Origin of the sequence: Pseudomonas putida (assembly GCA_029953615.1) — a bacterium.
Taxonomy (GTDB): Bacteria; Pseudomonadota; Gammaproteobacteria; order Pseudomonadales; family Pseudomonadaceae; genus Aquipseudomonas.
Window position 1 is genome coordinate 5,033,592 of record CP124529.1, and the last position, 23,149, is coordinate 5,056,740.

Genomic DNA, 23,149 nt, shown 5'->3' on the forward strand with positions numbered 1-23,149 from the left:
GGGCTAGCCGGGGGGTAAATGCAACCGAGTGGGGGCTGACAGGTGCTTGTCTCGGGTTTTGCGGTGGGGCACAAATCGAGCGCCGCCCGCGCGGCGCTCGATCTCACAGGCAATGAAAAACTTGTGGCGAACACCCCAAAAACACACAAAAACATAAAAAAGCCCCGCGGACCAAGGCCTGCGGGGCAAACGGTTGGGGGAGGAGCCAACCAAAGGAGTCGTCGAAACGGGGTATTCAGTGCGCGCTGGCTACGGTCTCCGGCTGCCAGCCGCCACCCAGGGCCTTGTAGATCGAGACGATGCCGCGGTACAGCTCGACCTCACCCTGGGCCTGCGCATCTTCGGCACTCAGCCGCTCACGCTCGGCGTCGAGCAACACCAGGTAGTCCACCGTGCCCTCGCGATAACGAATCGAGGCCAGGTCCGCCGCCTTGCGGCTGGCGTCGCTCTGGCGTATCAGCGACAAAAGCCGTTGCTGGGTCTTGTCGTAGTCGCTGAAGGCGTTGGCCGATTCTTCCAGGGCCAGCAAAACTTGCTGTTCATAGTTGGCCAGCGCCCCTTCGGCATCGGCCTTGGCACCGCGCAGGCGGGCGCGCACGCTGCCCAGGTCGAAGGCGGCCCAGGTGATGCTCGGGCCCAGCGCCCAGGCATTGGCTGCCGAAGAGCCGATCTGCGAGCCGCGGGCGGCAGTAAAGCCAAGGAAGCCGCTGAGGCTGACACGGGGGAACAGGTCGGCGGTGGCCACGCCAACATTGGCGGTGGCGGCCGCCAGCTGGCGTTCGGCGCTGCGGATGTCCGGGCGGCGGCGCAGCAGTTCGCCCGGGTCACCCACCGGCAGCGCCTTGGCAATCGCCGGCAGGGCTTTGGGCGACAGGTCTACACTGAGCGCATCCGGGCGCTGGCCGAGCAGGGTGGCAATGCGGTGCCGCGCGCGCGCCTGTTCCGCCTGCAGTTGCGGTACGGTGGCTTCAACCCCGGCCAGGCGCGCATCGGCACGCACCACGTCGAGGTCGTTGCCGACACCGGCATCGCGCAGGGTTTCGGTGATGGCCCGCGATTCCTGCTGGGTCTTGAGGTTGGCCAGGGCGATCTTCTCGCGCAGCTGCGCGCCGCGCAGCTGGCCATAGGCATCGACCAGCTCGGCGATCAGGCTGACCTGCAACTGCTGCAGGTCGGCCGCGGCCACCGCTTCCTGGGCTTCGCTGGCTTCGATCTGGCGCTGGATGCGGCCAAACAGGTCCAGCTCCCAGGCCATGTCCAGGCCCAGGTCGTAACGCTCACTGTTCACCCGTTGCGTGGTCTGGCCGGGGATCTGGCCCTTGCCGATGTCGCTGCTGACGCGGCTGGTGACCACCGGGAACTGATCGTTCTCGGCGTCTTCACGGATCGAACGGGCCGCTTTCAGGCGGGCGAAGGCCACGCGCAGGTCACGGTTGCCATCCAGCGAAGCCTGCACCAACTGATTCAGCACCGGGTCGTCGAACTGCTTCCACCACAGGCTTTCGAAGCGGCTACGGTCGTAGGCCTTGGCCTGTACTTCGCTGGCCAGCTGCGCGGGCTCGGTGGCCGGGGCCTGGTAGTCCGGGCCTACCGCGCAGGCCGCCAGGGCCAGCGCCAGCAGGCTCGGGGTCAAGGGTTTGAGCAGGTTCATGCATGGTTCTCCAGCACTTGAACGTGTCCGGCCTTGCGGGCCTGGCGACGCTCGACGAAACGGCGGATCAGGAAGAAGAACACCGGGGTCAGGAACAGGCCGAACACGGTCACGCCGATCATCCCCGAGAACACCGCCACACCCATGGCATGGCGCATTTCCGAGCCGGCACCAGAGCTGAACACCAGCGGAACCACACCCATGATGAAAGCGATCGAGGTCATCAGGATCGGCCGCAGACGCAGGCGGCAGGCTTCCAGTACCGCAGCCAGCGGGTCGAGCCCCTTGGCCTGTTCGTCCTTGGCGAACTCGACGATCAGGATGGCGTTCTTGCACGCCAGGCCGACCAGTACGATCAGGCCGATCTGGGTGAAGATGTTGTTGTCACCACCCGACACGATCACCCCGGTAATGGCCGAGAGCAGGGTCATCGGCACGATCAGGATCACCGCCAGCGGCAGGCTCCAGCTTTCGTACTGGGCGGCAAGCACCAGGAAGGCCAGCAACACGCACAGCGGGAAGACGAACAGTGCAGTGTTACCCGAGAGGATCTGCTGGTAGGTCAGGTCGGTCCACTCGAAGGTCATGCCGTTGGGCAGTTCCTCTTTCAACAGTTTCTCGATTGCGGCTTCGGCCTGGCCGGAGCTGTAGCCCGGTGCCGCGGCGCCGTTGATCTCGGCGGTAATGAACCCGTTGTAGTGCATCACCCGGTCAGGCCCGGAGGTGTCGCTGACCTTGAGGAAGGTCGCCAGCGGGATCATCTCGCCGAGGTTGTTGCGCACCTTCAGCTGGCCGATCTGCTCGGCATCGAGGCGGAACTGCTGCTCGGCCTGGACGTTGACCTGGTAGGTACGGCCAAAGCGGTTGAAGTCGTTGGTGTACAGCGAGCCCAGGTAGACCTGCAGGGTGTCGAAGATGTCGGTGATCGCCACGCCGTGGGTCTTGGCCTTTTCCCGGTCGATGGCTGCATCGACCTGGGGCACGTTGACTTGATAGCTGGTGAACAAGCCCGCCAGTTCCGGCACGTTGTGGCTCTTGGCGATGATGTTCTGGGTTTCCTTGTACAGCGCTTCGTAACCCAGGTTGCCACGGTCCTCGATTTGCAGGCGGAAGCCGCCAATAGTGCCCAGGCCTTGTACTGGCGGAGGCGGGAAAATGGCGATGTAAGCGTCCTGGATGTCGGCGAACTGGGCATTCAGTGCGGCAGCGATCGCGGCGGCCGACTGGCTTGGGTCCTTGCGCTCGTCAAACGGTTTCAGCGGGGTGAACACGATGCCGCTGTTCGGGCTGTTGGTGAAGCCGTTGATCGACAGGCCCGGGAAGGCCACCGAGTCGGCCACGCCAGGCTGCTTCAAGGCGATTTCACTCATGCGCTTGATCACCGCTTCGGTGCGGTCGAGGCTGGCGGCGTCAGGCAACTGGGCGAAGGCTACCAGGTACTGCTTGTCCTGGGCCGGCACGAAACCGGTCGGGGTGGACGAGAAGCCCAGGTAGGTCAGGCCCATCAAGCCGGCGTACACGAACAGGGCGATGCCGCTGGAGCGGATGACCCGACGCACGCCGCCGACGTAGCGGTTGGAGGCGCGGTCGAAGAAACGGTTGAACGGGGTGAACAGCCAGCTGCCCAGCAGTTTTTCCAGAAACCGCGAGAAACGGTCCTTGGGCGCGTGGTGGTCCTTCAGCAGCACGGCAGCCAGGGCCGGCGACAGGGTCAGCGAGTTGAACGCCGAGATGACCGTGGAAATGGCGATGGTCAGGGCGAACTGCTTGTAGAACTGCCCGGTAAGGCCGGAAATGAACGCGGCAGGTACGAACACGGCGCACAGCACCAGGGCGGTGGCGATGATTGGCCCGGTCACTTCACCCATGGCCTTTTGCGTGGCCTCCAGCGGCTTCAGGCCCAGGCCGATGTTGCGCTCGACGTTTTCCACCACGACGATGGCGTCGTCCACCACGATGCCGATGGCCAGGACCAGGCCGAACAGTGACAGCGCGTTGAGCGAAAAGCCGAACAGGTGCATCACGGCAAAAGTACCGATCAGCGATACCGGCACGGCCATCAGCGGGATGATCGAGGCGCGCCAGGTCTGCAGGAACAGGATGACGACCAGCACGACCAGCACCAGCGCTTCGAACAGGGTGTGCACCACGGCTTCGATGGAACCACGGACGAACACGGTAGGGTCATAGACGATGCTGTAGTCCATGCCCTCTGGGAAGTCCTTCTTCAGCTCGGCCATCTTCGCCCGCACTTCGTCGGAGATCTCGATGGCATTGGAGCCTGGGCGCTGGAAGATCGGGATGGCCACCGCCGGTTGGTTGTTCAGCAGCGAACGCAGGGCGTACTGGCTGGAGCCAAGTTCGACCCGGGCGATGTCCTTCAGGCGGGTGATTTCGCCATCGGCACCGGCGCGGATGATGATGTTCTCGAACTCTTCCTCATTGACCAGGCGGCCCTGGGTGTTGATCGACAGCTGGAAGCTGGTCGAACCCGGGGCGGGCGGGGCGCCCAGCTGGCCGGCGGCCACCTGACGGTTCTGCTCGCGGATCGCAGCCACCACATCGCTGGCGGTGAGGTTGCGCGAAGCGGTCTTGTTCGGGTCCAGCCATACACGCAGCGAGTAGTCGCCCATGCCGAACAGCTGCACGTCACCCACGCCGCCCAGGCGCGCCAGCTCGTCCTTGATGTTGAGGATGGCGTAGTTGGACAGGTAGAGCATGTCGTAGCGGTTGTCCGGCGAGGTCAGGTGCACGACCATGGTCAGGTCGGGCGAGGCCTTGTCGACGGTGATACCGATGCGGGTCACTTCCTCCGGCAGCTTGGGCTGGGTACGGGTGACGCGGTTCTGCACCTGCACCTGGGCGTTGTCCAGGTCGGTGCCCAGGGCGAAGGTGATGGTCAGCGTCAGCTTGCCGTCAGCGGTGGACTGCGAGGACATGTAAAGCATGTTCTCCACGCCGGTAATCGCCTGCTCCAGCGGCGCGGCGACGGTTTCGCCGATGACCTTGGGGTTGGCGCCAGGGAAGTTGGCGCGCACAACCACGGTGGGCGGCACCACTTCGGGGTATTCGCTGATCGGCAACTGGAACAGCGAGATCGAGCCCGCGATCAGCAGCACCAGCGACAGCACCGCGGCGAAGATAGGCCGGGTAATGAAGAATTTCGAAAAGTTCATCGGTGTGGTCCCTTAACCGCGTGGCGCCTGGGCGCTGGCGACTTTCACGTTGTTGCCCGCCACCTTCGGCGCCGGGTTGCTGGCCTCCAGGGCCTGGCGCTGCTGGGCGAGGGCGGCGAGGGTCTGTTCGCTGGCCATCGGCGTCTCCTCCGGGGTCACCGGTGAGCCAGGGCGCACGCGCTGCAGGCCCTTGACCACGATGCGGTCATCCTTGCCCAGGCCGCTGCGCACGATGCGCAGGCCTTCCAGCTTCGGGCCCAGCTCCACGGCGCGGTAGGCGGCCTTGTTGTCCTTGTCCATGACCAGCACGAACTTCTTGCCAAGGTCGGTGCCCACGGCTTCGTCGTTGATCAGCACGGCCTGGTACTGGGCGCTGCCCACCAGCTTCAGGCGTGCGTACAGGCCCGGGGTGAACTGGCCGTCGCGGTTGTCGAACACCGCACGGCCACGGATGGTGCCGGTGCGCGGGTTGACCTGGTTGTCGACGAAGTTCATCTGGCCCAGGTGCGGGTTACCGGTTTCGTTGGTCAGGCCCAGGTACACCGGGGTGCTCTGGCTGCGCTGGCCTTCGCGGGCCAGCTGGGTGTACTTGAGGTACACGCGCTCGTCGGCGTCGAAGTAGGCGTAGACCTTGTCGGTGGAGACCACGCTGGTCAGCGGGGTGACATCGGCGGTGACGATGTTGCCGGCGGTGAACTGGGCGCGGCTGACACGGCCACTGATGGGCGCGGTGACGCGGGTGAAGCTGAGGTTCAGGCGTGCCAGATCGAGCTGGGCCTGGATCGCATCGACCCCGGCGCGGGCTTCGGCGGCGGCACTGCTGCGCGATTCGGCCAGTTCTGCGGAAATGGCGTTGCTGTCACGCAGGCGTTCGCCACGGCGGGCTTCGTTGGCGCTGCGGATGGCGGTGGCCTTGGCCTGCTGCAGTTGGGCTTCGAGGCGGCGGACCTCGGCCTGGAACGGGCGTGGGTCGATCTGGAACAGCAGGTCGCCTTTCTTGACCTGGGCGCCTTCGGTGAAGGCCACCAGATCGATCTGGCCGGAGACCCGTGGCCGCACCTCGACGGTTTCCGGGGCTTCGAGGCGGCCGGTGAACTCGTCCCATTCGTTGATCGGTTGCTCGATCACCTTGGCCACACTGACCTTCGGCGCGGCGGGAGCCTGCACCGCGTCGGGGGTTCGACCGCAAGCGCTGATCACCACCACTGCCAGGGCAGCGAGAGGCAAGCGCAAGGGTTTGAGTGATTGTTCCATGGAGAACTCCGCCAATGTATTAGTAGTGGGCGGAGTGTGAGTGTGTTGCGCGCGATGCACGAATCGAACGGGACGAAGGTTATTATCACGATGAATGATATGTGTGGGTCAGTCATCGATGCGCGGCATGGTTGCGCAAGATCTGAAAGCTTGTGCAATCTTTGTGAGATCGCGCAAGCCCGCGAAAAAGGCGACGCGGTGGCTGACACCGGCTTTGCCGGTGTTCGCGGGCACGCCCGCTCCCACAGGGTACCGTGCAGGGATTTACGTCGGCGATACCCGCCCTCAGGGCAGTTCAGCAATTCAATGAATACTTGAGGCCAGTTCGAAGATCGGCATGTACATCAGGATCACGATCAGGCCGATCAGCAGGCCGATGAAGGTCATCAGCAGCGGTTCGAACAGCTTGACGAACCATTCCACCCAGCGGCCGATTTCCTGATCATGGAAGTCGGCGCAGCGCTCCAGCATTTCGCCCAAGTTGCCGGACTGCTCGCCGGCCCGCAGCAGGCGCAGCGATACCGGCGTGACCAGTTGCCCGGCCTCCAGTGCGTCGGACAGCGGCAGCCCTTCGCCGACCCGCTGGCTGGCGTACTCCAGGCCCTCGGCCGCCGCGCTGCCGAGCAGGCCGCGGACCATGCCCATGGCGGTGAGGATGGGGATGCCGCCTTGCAGCAGGATGCCCAACGAGCGATAGAAGCGCGCCAGTTCGTACATCATCAGGCGTTGGTGAAGTGCCGGCAGGCGTCGCAGCTGGCAGGCTGCCCAGCGCCGTACCCATGGCTGGCGGCGCAGCAGCCACAGCGCCGTGACCGCGCCAAGGCAGCCCAGCGCCAGCGGCAGCTGCCGAGCGTGCAGGAACAGGCCGATCTGCATCAGCAGCCGCGACAGCCAGGGCAATTCGCTGCCCATGCCCTCGAATACCTGGCTGAAACGCGGCACCACGTAGCCAAGCAGGAACAGCACCACGCCACCGCCTACCAGCAAAAGCAGCAACGGGTACACCGAGGCGCCCACCAGTTTCTGCCGTACCAGGTCCAGGCGCTGGCGGTAGCTGATGTAGCGGGCCAGGGCATCGCCGAGCGCGCCGGTACGCTCGCTGGACTGAACCAGCGCCACGTACAGCGGCGGGAACACCCGTGGCTGCTGGCCCAGGGCCTGGGACAGCGAACGGCCTTCGTACAGTTGGCGGACCAGTTCGGCGAGCACCTTGCGCGTTGCGGCTGCGGGGGCCTTTTCGGCCAGGCTTTCCAGTGCGTCGATCAGCGGCAGCCCGGCGTTGAGCAGGGTCGAAAGTTCCTGGCTGAACAGCACCAGGTCAAAGCTTGCCGCGCGGCGCCAGGCCAGGCCGCGCAAGGCGCCGCCGTGGCCATGTAGGCTGAGCACCCGCAGGCCTTGGTCCTCGGCCTGGCGGCGGGCCTGGTCGGCGTCCTCGGCGTCGATCTGCAATTGCACCACACCCTGCCTGCCCAGGGCCTTGAGACTGTAGCGCATGACCGTTCTCCCTACTGCCAACTGGTGATTTCGGCGTTTTCCCCGTCGCCACCGGGCTGGCCGTCCTTGCCCATCGACAGCAGGTCGTACTCGCCGCCGTTCTCGCCGGGTTGCCGGTAGATGTAGGGGCGCCCCCACGGGTCTTGGGGCACGGCTTTCTGAAGATACGGGCCGGTCCAGCGCGCCTCGCCACTGGGGGCGACCACCAGGGCCTGCAGGCCTTGCTCACTGCTGGGGTAGTGCCCGACTTCCAGGCGGTACAGGTCCAGGGCCTTGCTCAGCCCCTCTATCTGCGCCCGCGCGACCTTGGCCTCGGAGCGGCCGAGCTGGCTGAAGTACTTGGGCGCGACGATACCGGCCAACAGACCGAGCACCACCAGTACCACCAGCAGTTCGAGCAGGGTGAAGCCACGTTGAGGGTTGTTTCTGCGCTGCATGGTGAAGCCCTCCGCTGCATGGGGACAAGCTTTTGCAGGCTCCATGCAACAGCCGTGCACGCCTGCCCCGGCACCTTGCAGCATGCGGCACGCAAAGCGGCACAGTGCTTGCGTCGTGGTCACCGACCCCGGGATTTCCGGGGTATATCCCCCAACATCGGGGGAACCACGAAGAGGCGACCGACATGCGTGGACTCATTCTCGGTTTGATCTGGCTGGTGGCAGGTGCTGCCCAGGCCGATGTGTACATTTCCATCGACGCCAAAGGCAGCTACATACTGACCAACGTACATCGACCCGGGCGCCTCTATGAAACGGTGATCAGCGAGCCGAAGGCCCAGGCCGGCCCGGCCAACGCGCAGCTCATCACCGGCCATCCCCTACGCCAAGCTGGTCGCCGCGGCGGCGCGCACCCACGACGTACCCCCGGCGTTGCTGCATGCGGTGATCAAGGCCGAGTCCGGCTACAACCCCAAGGCCCGTTCGCCAGCGGGCGCGGTGGGACTGATGCAACTGATGCCGGATACCGCCCGCGAGATGGGCGTGGAAAACCGCCTGGACCCGGAAGACAACGTGCAGGGTGGGGCCCGCTACCTCAAGCGCATGCTCGACCTGTTCGACAATGACATCACCCTGGCCGTGGCGGCCTACAACGCCGGCCCGGACGCGGTACTGCGCCGGGGCGGCGTACCGCCGTTCGCCGAGACCCGGCGCTATGTGCCCAATGTGCTGCGCGAGTACCGCAGGTTGCAGGGGGTGGTGGGTGATTAGCCTCTGCAATTTTCTCTGTGGGAGCGGGCGTGCCCGCGAAGCAAGCGACGCGGTAAAAGGCACCGGCTGCGCCGGTGTTCGCGGCGGTTCGACGCCTCGACACGCCCGCTCCCACAGCGTCGACGTACTTCGAATGACCGTGAACCATACCCTTCGGCGGATGCCAGCAAGCCGACCCGATGGTTTCCCCAACTCTGGGCTATAACCTTCTGAAGGTGCCCAGTTGTGGAGTCCGCCATGGACATCGCCCCTCGTTCCGACGCTATTGAAGTGCCTGCCGGTAGCGAGTTGCCCGCCTCACGCAAGCCGTTCAACATGCTGCGCTGGTATGCTTGGGTCAGCCTGGCCATCATCCTTTCGGTAGCGGTCGGGCTGGGGGTGATCTCCAGCCGTTTCATCATCAACGAGAGCATCGAACGCGACGCCTTGCTCACCGCACAGTTCATCACCTCCATTGCCGACGCCGAAGTGCGCCATGTGTCGATCCCGAATGTGCGCACCATGGGTGAGCTGCTTGACCCGCGCAGCGATCGCGCCAACCTGCTCGACGTCGACCCGGATGCCCGGCGCAGGGCGCGTGGCGAGTTTCTTGACCACATCGCCCACCTGCCCGACATGCTGCTGGCCAACATCTATGCTCCGGACCGTACGGTGATCTGGTCCAGCAACCCGGCGCTGGTCGGCAAGCTGATCGTGGGCGACAACGGCCTGGATCAGGCCTTCGAATACAAGATGCGAGTCTCGGCCAGCTACCACAACTTCGAACAGGCCCGCGCCGAGCAGAAGTTCGTCACCCCGCCCAAGCAGTTGTTCATCGAGAACTACATTCCGCTGTTCGATGCCGATGGCGAGCGGGTCACGGCCATGGTCGAGATCTACAAAGAGCCCCATGACCTGATCGTGCGCATCGAACATGGCCTGATCCTGATCTGGCTGGCGATCACTGTCGGTGCCGGCCTGGTCTACGTCGGCCTGTACGGCATCATGCACCGCGCTGCGCGCCTGCTGGCGGTGCAGCAGAAGCGCCTGATCAGCAACGAAACCTATGTGGCACTGGGCGAGGTGTCGTCGGCGGTGGCCCACAGCCTGCGCAACCCGCTGGCCAGCCATCCGTTCCAGTGCCGAACTGGCCCAGGCGTTCGACGATGGCCCGGCGCAGCGCAATGTCAACGACATCATCGGCCAGGTCGACCGCATGTCGCAGTGGATCCGCCAGATGTTGCAGTCATTGCGTCCGCTCAACGATGAGGCAGAGGCGGTGGATTTGCCGCTGGCATTGCAGGAAAGCCTGCAGGCCTATGCGATGCCGCTGGCACGCGGCGGCGTGAGCCTGGATCTGCAACCGTTACCAGTGGTACAGGTGCTGGGGCACCCGGCTTTACTGCGGCAGATTTTCAGCAGCCTGATCGCCAACGCCCTGGAGTCGATGGAGCAGGGTGGGCGGTTGCGTGTCGAGGTGGTGCGTCACGACCGGCGTAACCTGACACTGCGCCTTTCCGACAACGGCAAAGGCATGAACGAAGAGCAGCAGCGCATGGCGTTCCGACCTTTCTTCACCACCAAGCAGGGTGGGTTGGGCGTGGGGCTGGTGTTGGTAAAACGCATCATGGAACGCTTCGGTGGCAGTGTCCGGCTTAGCAGCAGCGAAGGGCATGGCACCCGGGTTTCGCTGAGTTTCCGGCTGGCAATATCTTCTGATTGACATTAATAAATGCTCATATCTTCTTGTTTATAAAGATTTTTTGTTTATTGGGTAATAAATCCCCAAATGTGGGGAATTCATCTCCATTCAGGTTCATGAAAAGTCGGTATCTCCATGATTCATAAGAGTTAACAAAATGGTTGAAGTTGCTGGCTGGGTTTTTGCTACGTAACAGGCGGAGCGCAACACACGACAAATGGCAGCTGCGGCTGCACGGGTGGAGTGCTATCAATTGGCTACTATTCGTCGCCTTGATGCATTTCTCAACGGACGCCCTGCGCGGGAAGCACGCGATGCAGATGCTGGATAACCAAGTTCCAGACAAGGCCAGTACTACCGCCAGCGGTGTGGCCGTGCCATTGCGCGAATTCAATCTGCTGCGCTGGTTCTCGGTCATCAGCCTGCTGATCATCGCCTCGGTGGCAGGCGGGCTGGGTTATGTGTCGACGCGTTTCGTGGTGCGCGACAGCGTCGAGCGCGATGCCATGCTCACGGCCCAGTTCATCCAGGCCATGGCCCAGGCCGAAGTGCGTCATTCGCAGTTGCCGCCGGGCACCACCATGGGCGAGTTGCTTGACCCGCGCCTGGACCAGCAGCACTTGCAGTTTACCCCGGCGCTGGCGGAATCGACCCGGGTCGAGTTTCTCGACCATGTCGAGCACCTGCCTGACACTTTGCTGGCCAACGTCTATGCACGCGACCGCACCATCGTCTGGTCGACCAACCGGGAGCTGATCGGCAAGCGCATCGAGGCGGATGACGACCTCGACCGCGCCTTTCATTCGCGCAAGGCGGTGTCGGCCAGCTATCACCAGGCCGAGGATGACCGCGAGGAGCAGAGGTTCCAGCGTGAACCACGTTACCTGTTCATCGAGAACTACATCCCTTTGTTCGATAGCCAGGGCGAGCAGGTGCTGGCCATGGTGGAAATCTACAAGGAGCCGCAAGACCTGGTCCGACGCATCCAGCGCGGTTATGTGCTGATCTGGGCCTCGACCCTGGTGGGTGGTGCACTGGTCTACTTCGGTCTGTTCTGGATCGTGCGCCGCGCGGCGCAACTGCTGCACCTGCAACAGGACCGCTTGGTCGCCAGTGAAACCTATGTGGCCCTGGGCGAGATGTCCTCGGCGGTGGCGCACAGCTTGCGCAACCCGCTGGCCAACATTCGCTCCAGCGCCGAACTGGCACAGGAAATCGCCAACCCCGCGGCGCAGAAGAACATCACCGACATCATCAGCCAGGTCGACCGCATGTCGCGCTGGGTGCGTGACCTGCTGGTGTCGCTGCGACCGACCAGTGACGACGCCGAGGCCGTTGACCTGGTGATGGCCATCGAGGACACCCACCTGGCCTTCAGCCAGCAGATCGAACGCAACGGTGTGCGCTTTTGCTACGAAGGCCCTGGGTCACAGTGGGTGGCCAGCCAGCCGCTACAGCTCACGCAAATTCTAAATACCCTGTTCTCCAATGCCCTGGAAGCCATGCCTGACGGCGGTATGCTGCGCGCCCAGGTCAATGTGCAGGAGGGGCAGCGGGCTGAGTTCGTCCTTAGCGATACCGGCAAGGGCATGAGCCAACAGCAGGAGCGGATGGTGTTCAAGCCGTTCTACACCACCAAGCAGGGCGGCCTCGGCGTAGGCCTGGCCCTGGTCAAGCGCATCATGGAGCGTTTTGGCGGCTCGGTCAGCCTGAGCAGCCGCGAAGAGGAAGGAACCCGCGTAAGCCTCACATTCAATATCGCAGCGGGAGGGGACCATGGAGCACAGCATCCTGGTAGTCGAGGATGATGAAATCCTTGCCGACAACATTCGCACATACCTCAGCCTCAAGGGCTTCGAGGTCACCGTGTGCCACAGCGCGGAGCTGGCGCTGGAGCAGATCAAGCGGGCCCAGCCCGATGCGGTGCTGACCGACAACTCGCTGCCGGGCATGAGCGGGCACGACCTGCTGCGCACCTTGGTGGCGCAGGTGCCGGGGCTTAAAGTGATCATGATGACGGGTTACGGCAATGTCGAAGATGCCGTGCAGGCAATGAAGGAGGGCGCCTTCCATTACCTGTCCAAGCCGGTGGTACTGGCTGAGCTCAAGCTGACCCTGGACAAGGCACTGGCCGCCGAGCGCATGGAGCGTACGTTATCGTTCTATCAGGAGCGCGAGGCGCAGAAATCCGGGTTGCAGGCGTTGATCGGCGAATCACCGACGATGCTCACCCTCAAGCACACCCTGCGCCAGGTGCTGGATGCCGAGCGGCGCATGGCCAGCGACGACCTGCCACCGGTGTTGATCGAAGGCGAGACCGGTACCGGCAAAGAGCTGGTGGCCCGCGCCTTGCATTTCGATGGCTCGCGCAGCAAAGGGCCATTTATCGAGTTCAACTGCGCCTCGATCCCGGCGAACCTGCTGGAGGCCGAACTGTTTGGCCACGAGAAGGGCGCCTTTACCGATGCCAAGGAGCGCCGGGTGGGCCTGGTGGAGGCTGCTGATGGCGGCACGTTGTTCCTCGACGAGATTGGCGAGATGGACCTTGTGTTGCAAGCCAAGCTGCTCAAGTTGCTGGAAGACCGCAGCATCCGTCGGATCGGCGCGGTGAAGGAGCGCAAGGTCGACCTGCGGGTGATCAGTGCTACCAACTGCAACCTGGAGCAGATGGTGCAGCAGGGCAAGTTCCGCCGCGACCTGTTCTTCCGCCTGCGCATCATTGCCCTGAAGGTGCCGCGCCTGTATGCCCGCGGGCAGGACGTGCTGCTGCTGGCGCGGCATTTCCTGGCCCATCATGGTCGGCGTTATGGCAAGCCGAACCTGCGCTTTTCCGCCGAGGCGGAAAACCTGATGCTCGGTTATAGCTGGCCGGGCAATGTGCGTGAACTGCGAAACATGCTGGAGCAGACCGTGCTGCTGGCGCCGAACGAAGTGGTGCAGGCGCATCAGCTGAACCTGTGCATGACCCTGATCGACGAGCCACTGGTGCAGCAGGCCGCGCCTGCGGTGTTCGAGATACCCCGGCACGAACCAGAGCCCGGCACCAGTCTGCCGGACATGGAGCGTGACCTGGTCTGCAAGACCCTGGACCGCACGGACTGGAACGTGACCAAATCGGCACGCATGCTTGGGCTGTCGCGGGATATGCTGCGTTACCGGATCGAAAAGCTGGGGCTGACCAGACCGGACAAACGCCAGTGGTAAGCAACGTTCGGTCAGGTGTGTTCCTGTACGTTCAGCACTGAACCGCTGAGGTCCGTTCCCAGCAGGGCGGTGGAGGACGTACCTTGCGTTTGTTGCTCGGCAAGCGGCACTTCGGCAGTACGAAAAATGCTGCGGCCTTGTTCGCCTGTCTTCAGGGTGATGAGTTTTCCCTTCTGATAGAAGAATTGCGTTCTGTCGGTGTTGTTTTGCATGGTGCGTGCTCCGAAGGCAATTGACGGCCCCACTTTCCCAGCCTTCACTCATTCATGCTACTGGCAGAAATGTCAGGTGCAGCCTGTGCAGCGCGACGTTGGTTGATTGGTAAGCCGGCACAACCCTGGTTAAAATGCAGCGTATCGTTGATGGCCAATTGCAAATGTCTACGTTTCGCATCTTTGTCGCCGCTGTGCTGGTTGCCGGCCTTGCCGGCTGTGCAACCCCAGGCAAACCCACAGCCAGCAAACTGACCCACAAATCGCCCCAGCAGTATGCCGCCTGCGTACTGCCCAGGTGGCAAGCGCTGGCACCACAGGCCACGCAGAAATCGATCGCCCACGGCTACCGGTTGACGGCACCCAGTGCCGTGGCATCCGATGATGTGCTGGACGTAGTCGATTACCGCGAGGGTAGCCGCGCGACGTTCTACAAGGGCAGCTTCCTGTCTGGCGATAAACTGCGCCAGGCTGCCAAGGAATGCCTGGACTGAATCAATAGCCCGAGCCGCTTGAGCCACCCATGCTGGGCAGGCGTGCCCGGCGCTGGGCATTGCTCCACTCGGCGCAGGTCATGAAAGCGGTATTGTCCACTTTGCCGGTGGCGTCGAAGCTGACGCTGTAGGGTTGCCGGTTTTCGCCCTTGGTCAGCATATAGTCCAGGCAGGTGCCGGGCACAACGGTGCGTTCGGTCACGGCATCGGGTTTGCCGCCAACTTGCATGACCTGGTCTCTGCTCATGCCATTGGCGACTTTCGCCACCAGCGGCTGGTCGTGGTATAGCGCGGAATTGGACGAGCAGGCTGAAAGCGCTGCCAGGGCAAGGAGCAGCGCGTGGAAGAGTTTGTGCATGGCAGTACTCCAGTAGAGGACGCCCATTCTCAAAGCTTGTGCAAGCCTTGGGAGATCACCCAGCCCTTTGGGCTGCGCTGTCGCGCAGAGAACCGAGTTCGCAAGCGGTCTTTGGGAGTGGCTTTCGCGGTGCATGGCACCGGCTTCGCCGGTGTTCGCGGCTAAAGCCGCTCCCATGGCTATCGCCCGCGATCAGCCTGCATCACCGCGCTTGTTCATCTGCTCACACTGCACCTGCGCAGCCGTCCTGCTGGGATAACTGGGCTTGAGCCGCTCCTTCGCCTGGTTGTCGTAAATGTCGAATCCCCCACAAACAGTAGCGGCGTAATAGCGGCTACCCACGCGGAACGACTCCTTTTCGATTGGCACAGCGGGAACGATAACGAATCTTGGTTGCATTTTTCGTGCCTCCCCAGGCAGAGATTTAAGTATTAGTCTGGGCATGGGTAAGCATCAAGGAAACTCATGAAGAAAACGCGATTTTCGTGAACGGCAGGTCATCGCCCAGGCTGTCATCAAATGAAAACTCGCTGTCGTCCGATGCGAAGCGCCCCGCCGACCAAGGGCATACAGTCCAATCACCAGAACTGACGCCATGCGTCCAGATCGATGATTGGAGAGACAAGCATGTCCAAAGTCGTACGTTTCCATCAGACCGGTGGCCCCGAGGTGTTGCGCTACGAGGAAGCCGAAGTCGGCGAGCCCGGCCCGGGGCAGGTGCGCTTGCGCCAGGTGGCGGTGGGCCTGAACTATGCCGATACCTATTTCCGCAACGGCACCTACCCGATTCCGCTGCCCAACGGCATCGGTGTGGAAGCGGCTGGCGTGGTAGAAGCGGTGGGCGAGGGTGTGACCCAGGTGGCAGTGGGTGACCGGGTTACCTACACCGGTTTCCTCAACACCCTGGGTGCTTACTGCACCGAGCGCCTGATCCCCGCCGCCGCGCTGATCAAGCTGCCGGATACCATCGCCTTCGAAACTGCCGCCGCCATGACCATGCGCGGCCTGACCTCTGCCTACCTGCTGCGCCGGCTGCATGATTTCAAACCTGGCGACAGCGTGCTGCTGCATGCTGCCGCTGGCGGGGTTGGCCTGATCGTTGCGCAGTGGGCGCAGCTGCTGGGGCTGAACGTGATCGGCACGGTGTCCACCGAGGCCAAGGCCGAAGTAGCTCGCGCCCATGGCTGCAACCACGTCATCAACTACAGCGTCGAGGACGTGCCCACGCGGGTGCGTGAGCTGACCGACGGGGTAGGCGTGAACGTGGTGTTCGACAGCGTTGGCAAGAACACCTTCATGGGCTCGCTCGATTCGCTCAAGCGCCGTGGCCTGATGGTTTGCGTCGGTACCGCGTCGGGCACCATTCCGCCGTTCGACCCGCAGTTACTGGCGATCAAGGGCTCGTTGCAGCTCACCCGCCCGGCACTGGCCGACTTCATCGCCGACCCGGCGGAAAAGGCCGACCTGGCCGGCGAGCTGTTCGATCACGTCGGTAGCGGGCGCATTCGTATCGAGATCAACCAGCACTACGCGCTGCAGGATGCCGTCCAGGCCCACCGTGACCTGGAAGCGCGCAAGACCACCGGCTCGTCGATCTTCCTCATCTGAAGGGGGCAGCAGCATGCACATCGAACAACTGACTTGCGCGATCGGTGCCGAGGTAAGTGGGGTCAACCTGGCCGACGCGATCCACGACGACGACCTGTTCGCCCAGCTTCGCGCGCAGTTGCTCCGGCACCGTGTGCTGTTCCTGCGTGATCAGCACTTCAGCCGCGCCGAACACGTGGCGTTCGCCCGCCGCTTCGGCGACCTGGAAGACCACCCGGTGGCCGGCAGCGACCCGGAACACCCTGGGCTGGTGCAGATCTACAAGCGCCCGGACCAGCCCAACGACCGCTATGAAAATGCCTGGCACACCGACGCCACCTGGCGCGAGGCACCACCGATGGGCTGTGTGCTGCGCTGCATCGAATGCCCGCCCGTGGGCGGTGACACGATGTGGGCGAACATGGTCTTGGCCTACGAGAATCTGCCAGCCGATGTAAAGGCCAGGATCGAAGGCTTGCGCGCCCGCCACAGCATCGAGGCCAGCTTTGGCGCCGCCATGCCGCTGGAAAAGCGCCTGGCGCTGAAGGCGCAGTTTCCCGATGCCGAGCACCCGGTGGTGCGCACCCACCCGGAAACCGGCGAGCAGGTGCTGTTCGTCAACGCTTTCACCACCCATTTCAGCAATTACCACACCCCGCAGCGGGTGCGCTTCGGGCAGGACGCCAACCCCGGTGCCAGCGACCTGCTGCGCTACCTGATCAGCCAGGCCTACCTGCCGGAGTACCAGGTGCGCTGGCGCTGGAAGCCCAACAGCGTGGCGATCTGGGACAACCGCAGCACCCAGCACTACGCCGTCATGGACTACCCGCCGTGCCACCGCAAGATGGAGCGCGCCGGGATCAAGGGCAGCCCCACGTTCTGAGCTCGTCGCCGTCGCTGGCGGCAACCGCACAATAACAATAGCGAGGACTACAGCATGCAATTCTTCGACGATTCGTTGCACCCGGAAAACATGGAAAAGGTGGTGATCACCGTGGCCCCCTATGGCCCGGAGTGGATGCCCGAAGACTTCCCTGAAGATATCCCCCTGACGATGGACGAGCAGGTACAGAAGGCTGTCGACTGCTATGAGGCCGGTGCCACCGTACTGCACCTGCACGTGCGCGAACTGGACGGCAAGGGCTCCAAGCGCCTGTCCAAGTTCAACGAGCTGATCGCCGGGGTGCGCGAAGCGGTGCCGGACATGATCATCCAGGTTGGCGGGTCGATTTCCTTCGCCCCGGAAAGCGAAGGCGAGGCGGCCAAATGGCTGTCGGACGACACCCGGCACATGCTCGCCGAGCTGACGCCGCGCCCCGACCAGGTGACCGTGGCCATCAACACCACGCAGATGAACATCATGGAGCTGCTGTACCCCGAGTACCTGGAAGGCACCTCGCTGGCCAGCCCGGCGATTCATGCCGCCTACAGCGAAATGACCGTGCCGGCCGGCCCGGCCTGGGTACGTGAACACCTGCGCCGTCTGCAGGCCAGCAACATCCAGCCGCATTTCCAGCTGACCGGCATGCATGCCCTGGAGACGCTCGAGCGCATCGTCCGCCGCGGTGACTACATGGGCCCGCTGAACCTTACCTGGATCGGCATTGGCGGCGGCTTCGACGGGCCCAACCCGTTCAACTTCTTCAACTTCATCCACCGCGCGCCGGACGGTTGCACCCTGACCGCCGAATCGTTGCTCAAGAACGTGCTGCCGTTCAACACCATGGCCCTGGCCATGGGCCTGCACCCGCGCTGCGGCAACGAAGACACCATCATCGACCAGCAGGGCAAGCGCTTCACCTCGGTGCAGCAGATCCAGCAGACCGTGCGCGTGGCCCACGAGCTGGGCCGCGAGATTGCCAGCGGCAAGGAAGCTCGCGCCATCTACCGCATCGGGCAGCATTACGACAGCATCGAGCAGACCCTCAAGGCCAACGGCATGGCACCGAATCGCCAGCCTGGTGTGAAGGGTGTGCCGCAGCGCGGCTGATGCTGATACGGCAGGCCCGGCCTCTTCGCGGGCATGCCCGCTCCCACAGGTGCGGCACTGGCCAAAGGTCCGCGCTGTCCCTGTGGGAGCGGGCGAGCCCGCGAAGAGGCCCGCAAAAGCAACATGAATGTTGGCTGTAACCCATAACAACAAGAACAACCTCACGCCCCACACCCAAGGAGGCAACATGGCCACCTACCTCGCCAGTGCCGAAGATTCCGGCACCGACACTGCCCACAGCGTCCCGCGGCGCTATGCCTGGGTGGTCTTTGCCCTGACCTTCGGCCTGTTGATCTCCGACTACATGTCGCGCCAGGTGCTCAATGCGGTCTTCCCGCTGCTCAAGGGCGAATGGGCCTTGAGCGACAGCCAGCTCGGCCTGCTCAGCGGTATCGTCGCGCTGATGGTCGGCCTGCTTACGTTCCCGCTGTCGCTGCTGGCCGACCGCTTCGGCCGGGTGCGCAGCCTGGTGCTGATGGCAGTTCTGTGGAGCCTGGCCACCCTCGGCTGCGCCCTGGCAGAAAACTACCCGCAAATGTTCATCGCGCGGTTTCTGGTCGGAGTCGGCGAGGCTGCCTACGGCAGCGTCGGCATTGCCGTGGTGGTCGCCGTGTTCCCCCGCGACATGCGCTCGACCCTGGCCGGTGCCTTCATGGCGGGCGGCATGTTCGGCTCGGTACTGGGCATGGCCCTGGGCGGTGTGCTGGCCCAGCACCTGGGCTGGCGCTGGGCATTTGCCGGCATGGCGCTGTTCGGCCTGGTGCTGGCGATGTTATACCCGCTGATTGTCAAGGAGGCGCGTATTGCGCCTCGATGCGCGCAGCAGGCGCAAGGCAGTGCCGGCCGCCCGCTGCGCACCCTTTACAGTAGCCGTTCGGTCCTTGCGGCCTACGTCGGTAGCGGGCTGCAACTGTTCGTCGGCGGCACTGTGATCGTGTGGATGCCCAGCTACCTGAACCGCTATTACGCCATGGGCACTGACCGCGCCGGGGCGATTGCCGCCGTCATCGTGTTGTGCAGCGGCATCGGCATGATCCTCTGCGCGATGCTCTGCGACCGCCTCGGGCGGCAGCGCCCGGACCGCAAGATCAGCCTGGCCATTGCCTATTGCCTGGGCAGTTGCGCACTGTTGTCCCTCGCGTTCGCGTTGCCAGCCGGCACCGCGCAACTGGTGCTGATCTGCCTGGGCATGATGATCGCCGCCGGCACCAACGGCCCGTCCAGTGCCATGGTCGCCAACCTCACCCACGCCGCGGTACACGGCACCGCGTTCGCCACCCTGACCCTGGCCAACAACCTGTTGGGCCTGGCCACCGGGCCGCTGATCACCGGGCGCGTTTCCGACCTGATTGGCCTGCATGCCGCCTTTCAACTGGTGCCGCTGATGAGCATTGGTGCGGCGGCAGTGTTTTTCCTCGCCAAACGCCATTACCACCGCGACATGGAACGTCTGCATGCACCGGCAGGCGACGCTGCCGCGCCCCGGGAGATGAAACCGTGAAACAGCTTTTGTCCGTCGAAGTGTTCTTCGATTTCGTCTGCCCGTGGTGCCTGATTGGCCAGCGGCACCTGCAGGCCGCCCTCTTGTACTTGCAGCGCGAACAGCCGCAAGTGCAGGTAAAACTGCATTGGCGAGGTGGGCAGTTGTTGCCTGGCTTGCCCGCCAGTGGCGAGCCGTTCCATGCCTTTTACCTGCAACGCCTGGGCAGCGAGGAGGCCGTGCGCGAGCGCCAGGCCCAGGTGCGCGCCGCTGCCCGCGTGGTAGGCGAGGACATCGACTTCTCGCGTATTCGCCGCATGCCAAACACCGGCAATGCCCATCGGCTGCTGCAACGCGCTGCTCAGTTGCTTGAACCATCGCAGCTGGAAGCCCTGCTGGCACAGTTGTTCATCGCCTATTTTCACCAGGGGCGCGATCTGGGGGATAGCCGAACCTTGCTCGACATCGCGCAGTGTTGCGGGCTGGACGCCGTACAGGTAATCGACTGCTTGCGTGACGACGGTAGCCCGTTCCTCGGTGGGGCAGGGCGCGCAGGCAGTGCCGTGCCGCGTTTCCGTTTCAATCAAGGGCCGCTCATTAGCGGGTGCCCAGCCTGCCGAGGTGCTGTTTGCAGCCATGACCGAAGCGCTGCAGGAGGTTGAGAGGGCATGAGCCGGCGTATTGCACTGGCCCCTCATCAGGTGCCGGAACGTGACGGCCGTGTGCTGTTGTCCTGCGAAGGGCGCAGCGTGGCGCTGTTCAACGTTGCCGACTCGCTCTATGCCATTGAAGACAGCTGCCCGCACCAGGGCGCGTCGTTGTGCGGCGGGCGGCTGGAGGGCCGTGTCATCCAGTGTTGCGCGCATGGCCTGCGCTTTGACCTGGCCAGCGGTTACCTGGTCAGTTCCAGGGCCTTGAAGGTTGCCAGCTACCCGGTCGAGCAGCAGGGCGGGCAGGTCTACATCGTGTTTGACAGTGAGGAAGCGGGGCAATGAATACACTGGCACTGAGCGCTACCCATCAGCGTATCCGCACCCTTGCCCCGGGCGTGGTGGTCAGCCTTGTCGTTGGCGCGGCCGCCAGTTTCCTCAGTGAGCACTACGCAGCGCCGGTCATGCTGTTTGCCCTGCTGCTGGGGATGGCGCTGAACTTTCTCGCGGTTGACGGCCCCTGCAAGGCCGGTATCGAGTTCACTGCCCGCACGGTACTGCGCCTGGGGGTGGCGCTGCTTGGCATGCGCATCACCCTGGACCAGATCGCCAGCCTGGGCTGGAAGCCCGTGGCCTTGGTCGTGGCCCTGGTGGTGGTGACGATCCTGGTTTCGGTGGTGGTGGCCAAGGCCCTGGGGTTTTCACGGCTGTTCGGCATGCTCACCGGCGGTGCCACGGCCATTTGCGGTGCCTCGGCGGCGCTGGCGCTGGCAGCCGCATTGCCCCAGCACCCGCGCAAGGAGCATGCAACGCTGTTCACCGTGATCGGCGTGTCGGCGCTGTCGACCCTGGCGATGATCCTGTACCCGATGATTGCCCAGTGGCTGCACCTGTCCCCGGCGCAGGCCGGGGTCTTCCTCGGTGCGACCATCCACGACGTGGCGCAGGTGGTGGGGGCCGGCTACAGCATGTCCACCGAGACCGGCGACATCGCCACCGTGGTCAAGCTGATGCGGGTGGCCATGCTATTGCCGGTCATCGTCTGCGCGGCCATGATCACTCGGTGCCAGGGCCTTGAGGCCGGTGGCCAGCGGCCGCCCTTGCTACCCTGGTTCGCGGTCGGCTTTCTGCTGCTGGCGTGTGTCAACAGCACCGGCTGGGTGCCCGCCGCGGTGCAGGGCGGCATCAACGACCTGTCGCGTGGCTGCCTGGTGGTGGCGATCAGTGCCTTGGGCATGAAAACCCAACTCAAGGCGCTGGCCTCGGTCGGGCTCAAACCTATCGCGCTGATGGTGGGGGAGAGCGTGTTTTTAGTGCTTTTGGTGCTGGCGTTGATGCATTGGGGCCTTTAGAAAGTGAGCGTGGGTTGCAACACTCCGCGGCGCCCGCTCCCACAGGTACTGCGCATGGCCTGAGGTCAGCGCGGTCGGGGTGGGAGCTGGCTTGCCGGCGATGGGCTGCATGGCAGCCCCAATGGACCAAAATGACTCAAGGCTAAAGCCCTTGCTCATTCCGCTGCGCCCGCCAGCTGGCCGGCGGCATGCCGAACTGGGCGATGAACCAGCGGGTGAACGAGCTGGGCATCGAGTAACCGAGCATGTCGGCAATACGCCCCAGTGAATAGCCGGGGTTTTCCAGGTAGCGCATCACCAGGTCACGGCGCACGCTGTTGATCAGGTCCTTGAAGGTCAACCCGCTTTCTTCCAGGCGCCGCTGCAGGGTGCGCACGTTCATGCCCTGGGTCTGCGCCACCTGCTCTATGGTGGCGCGGCCCATGGGCAGCAGCAGGTAGATGGTCTTGCGCAACTCCAGCTCCAAAGACGGCGTGCCGCCCGCCGGCAGGCTGTCCAGATAGCGCTGCGCCAGACGCGCCATGGCCTCGTTGGCCTGCGGGCTGGCGCTGTCGAGATCGGCGGCCGGGCAGACGATGCCGTTGAACTCGCTGCCAAACACACCAGCGTGCAGCCGAAGATGCGCCGGTGGGTGGCCAGGTCGGCAGGCGCCGCGTGGGTGAAATTGGCGCTGATCGGGTGCCAGTGGGCGCCCAGCAGCGCCGCGCACAGGCGCATCATCACGCCAATGGCCAACTCGGTGGCCTGGCGACTGCAAGGCGCGCGTTCGTTGATCACCTCCTCGCGAATGATCACCGTCTTGCCGGCTTCCTCGATATGAATGGCCAGGGCGTCATTGAGCAGGTGGCGGTACTGCACGATCACCTGCAGCGCATCGCGCAGGGTGCGTTGGTGGCTGAGCAACAGGCTGATTTCGCCAAAGTCCGACAGTTGCCGCAACTCGGCCATGCGCAGGCCGAAGCTTTCGCAACGGGTGGCGCTGGCGGAGGCCTCCAGCAAGGTGATGACGCTGGCAACCGGGATGCGCCGGTTGGGGTCATCGAGCAACGCGGCACTAAGGCCAACCTGTGCCAACAGCGCATGAGGATTGAGGCCCAGGTGACGGGACACTTCAAGGTAATTGGTCAAGCTGGCGGCACGGACCAGGGCAGGCATTTTTATTGTTATCCATGTTTTCCAGGCTAACTGCTGCTTTTTGCAGGAGCAAAAAGCGAGCGGCTGATTGGTTTTATAGCCTGCGTGTCATGAATTGAAAAGCAAAGCCCTGTGTTGGCCATTGTCATCAAATGAAAAGCCCTTGACGCCCAATGTGAAGCACCCGGTGGGTGGGCTGTTTACTGTGGACCTCAAGAGCTACA

General features: G+C 63.8%; 17 protein-coding genes and 4 pseudogenes. 12 read left to right on the plus strand and 9 right to left on the minus strand.

Translation table 11 applies throughout. The features are described 5' to 3' along the window. Window positions 1–235: 235 nt before the first annotated feature. From QIY50_23005 to gspG, 5 genes are all read right to left on the minus strand, one after another. Window positions 236–1,651 carry a TolC family protein gene (locus QIY50_23005; protein ID WGV20130.1) on the minus strand — a complete coding sequence of 472 codons (1,416 nt, stop codon included), beginning with the start codon at window positions 1,649–1,651 and terminating at the stop codon, window positions 236–238. After that, window positions 1,648–4,827, minus strand: coding sequence for an efflux RND transporter permease subunit (locus QIY50_23010; protein ID WGV20131.1), 3,180 nt, complete (start codon window positions 4,825–4,827; stop codon window positions 1,648–1,650). Before QIY50_23010 ends, QIY50_23005 begins: the two co-directional genes overlap by 4 nt. 12 nt (window positions 4,828–4,839) lie before the next feature. Further along, complete coding sequence (locus QIY50_23015) at window positions 4,840–6,081, minus strand: efflux RND transporter periplasmic adaptor subunit (GenBank protein ID WGV20132.1); 1,242 nt, start codon at window positions 6,079–6,081, stop codon at window positions 4,840–4,842. Window positions 6,082–6,384: 303 nt separating this feature from the next. After that, the gene (locus QIY50_23020; protein WGV20133.1) at window positions 6,385–7,575 is read right to left on the minus strand and encodes a type II secretion system F family protein; all 1,191 of its coding nucleotides are present in this window, start codon (window positions 7,573–7,575) and stop codon (window positions 6,385–6,387) included. An 11-nt stretch (window positions 7,576–7,586) separates the two neighbouring features. Continuing rightward, window positions 7,587–8,012, minus strand: coding sequence for a type II secretion system major pseudopilin GspG (gene gspG, locus QIY50_23025; protein WGV20134.1), 426 nt, complete (start codon window positions 8,010–8,012; stop codon window positions 7,587–7,589). A gap of 185 nt (window positions 8,013–8,197) precedes the next feature. Here gspG and QIY50_23030 point away from each other — a divergent pair. From QIY50_23030 to QIY50_23045, 4 genes and pseudogenes are all read left to right on the plus strand, one after another. After that, window positions 8,198–8,783 (plus strand): annotated as a pseudogene (locus QIY50_23030) (lytic transglycosylase domain-containing protein). 237 nt (window positions 8,784–9,020) lie between these two features. Further along, window positions 9,021–10,485, plus strand: a pseudogene (locus QIY50_23035) (HAMP domain-containing sensor histidine kinase). Between the two features lie 293 nt (window positions 10,486–10,778). Further along, the gene (locus QIY50_23040) at window positions 10,779–12,272 is read left to right on the plus strand and encodes a HAMP domain-containing sensor histidine kinase (GenBank protein WGV20135.1); all 1,494 of its coding nucleotides are present in this window, start codon (window positions 10,779–10,781) and stop codon (window positions 12,270–12,272) included. After that, a complete protein-coding gene (locus tag QIY50_23045; GenBank protein ID WGV20136.1) occupies window positions 12,241–13,668 on the plus strand; it encodes a sigma-54 dependent transcriptional regulator in 1,428 nt (475 codons plus the stop codon). The genes QIY50_23040 and QIY50_23045 overlap by 32 nt, the downstream gene beginning before the upstream one ends. 11 nt (window positions 13,669–13,679) lie before the next feature. On the opposite strand, the gene QIY50_23050 is transcribed toward QIY50_23045, so the two are convergent. After that, window positions 13,680–13,880 carry a hypothetical protein gene (locus QIY50_23050; protein WGV20137.1) on the minus strand — a complete coding sequence of 67 codons (201 nt, stop codon included), beginning with the start codon at window positions 13,878–13,880 and terminating at the stop codon, window positions 13,680–13,682. A 134-nt stretch (window positions 13,881–14,014) separates the two neighbouring features. Here QIY50_23050 and QIY50_23055 point away from each other — a divergent pair, with 134 nt between their 5' ends. Beyond that, window positions 14,015–14,374 (plus strand): hypothetical protein, encoded by a 360-nt coding sequence (locus QIY50_23055; protein ID WGV20138.1) that lies wholly within the window; start codon window positions 14,015–14,017, stop codon window positions 14,372–14,374. Between the two features lies 1 nt (window position 14,375). Here QIY50_23055 and osmE read toward each other — a convergent pair whose 3' ends face one another. Together osmE and QIY50_23065 are read right to left on the minus strand one after the other, a co-directional pair. Continuing rightward, window positions 14,376–14,732: an osmotically-inducible lipoprotein OsmE gene (osmE, locus tag QIY50_23060; protein ID WGV20139.1), complete on the minus strand. Its 357-nt coding sequence runs from the start codon at window positions 14,730–14,732 to the stop codon at window positions 14,376–14,378. A 192-nt stretch (window positions 14,733–14,924) separates the two neighbouring features. Next, window positions 14,925–15,131: a hypothetical protein gene (locus QIY50_23065; GenBank protein ID WGV20140.1), complete on the minus strand. Its 207-nt coding sequence runs from the start codon at window positions 15,129–15,131 to the stop codon at window positions 14,925–14,927. A 228-nt stretch (window positions 15,132–15,359) separates the two neighbouring features. Here QIY50_23065 and QIY50_23070 point away from each other — a divergent pair, with 228 nt between their 5' ends. The 7 genes and pseudogenes from QIY50_23070 (at window position 15,360) to QIY50_23100 (ending at window position 21,791) form a co-directional block, all read left to right on the plus strand. After that, entirely contained in the window at window positions 15,360–16,340 is a 981-nt protein-coding gene (locus QIY50_23070) for a quinone oxidoreductase (GenBank protein ID WGV20141.1), read from the plus strand. Between the two features lie 13 nt (window positions 16,341–16,353). Beyond that, a complete protein-coding gene (locus tag QIY50_23075) occupies window positions 16,354–17,202 on the plus strand; it encodes a TauD/TfdA family dioxygenase (GenBank protein WGV20142.1) in 849 nt (282 codons plus the stop codon). Between the two features lie 54 nt (window positions 17,203–17,256). Next, window positions 17,257–18,309 (plus strand): 3-keto-5-aminohexanoate cleavage protein, encoded by a 1,053-nt coding sequence (locus QIY50_23080; protein ID WGV20143.1) that lies wholly within the window; start codon window positions 17,257–17,259, stop codon window positions 18,307–18,309. A gap of 187 nt (window positions 18,310–18,496) precedes the next feature. Further along, window positions 18,497–19,810: an MFS transporter gene (locus QIY50_23085; GenBank protein ID WGV20144.1), complete on the plus strand. Its 1,314-nt coding sequence runs from the start codon at window positions 18,497–18,499 to the stop codon at window positions 19,808–19,810. Beyond that, a pseudogene (locus QIY50_23090) lies at window positions 19,807–20,461 on the plus strand (DsbA family oxidoreductase). Before QIY50_23085 ends, QIY50_23090 begins: the two are co-directional and overlap by 4 nt. After that, window positions 20,458–20,784, plus strand: a complete 327-nt coding sequence (locus tag QIY50_23095; protein WGV20145.1) for a Rieske 2Fe-2S domain-containing protein — start codon at window positions 20,458–20,460, stop codon at window positions 20,782–20,784. Before QIY50_23090 ends, QIY50_23095 begins: the two are co-directional and overlap by 4 nt. Then, window positions 20,781–21,791 carry a putative sulfate exporter family transporter gene (locus tag QIY50_23100; protein ID WGV20146.1) on the plus strand — a complete coding sequence of 337 codons (1,011 nt, stop codon included), beginning with the start codon at window positions 20,781–20,783 and terminating at the stop codon, window positions 21,789–21,791. Before QIY50_23095 ends, QIY50_23100 begins: the two co-directional genes overlap by 4 nt. Before the next feature lie 142 nt (window positions 21,792–21,933). Here QIY50_23100 and QIY50_23105 read toward each other — a convergent pair. Beyond that, window positions 21,934–22,946 (minus strand): annotated as a pseudogene (locus QIY50_23105) (AraC family transcriptional regulator). Between the last annotated feature and the right edge of the window lie 203 nt (window positions 22,947–23,149).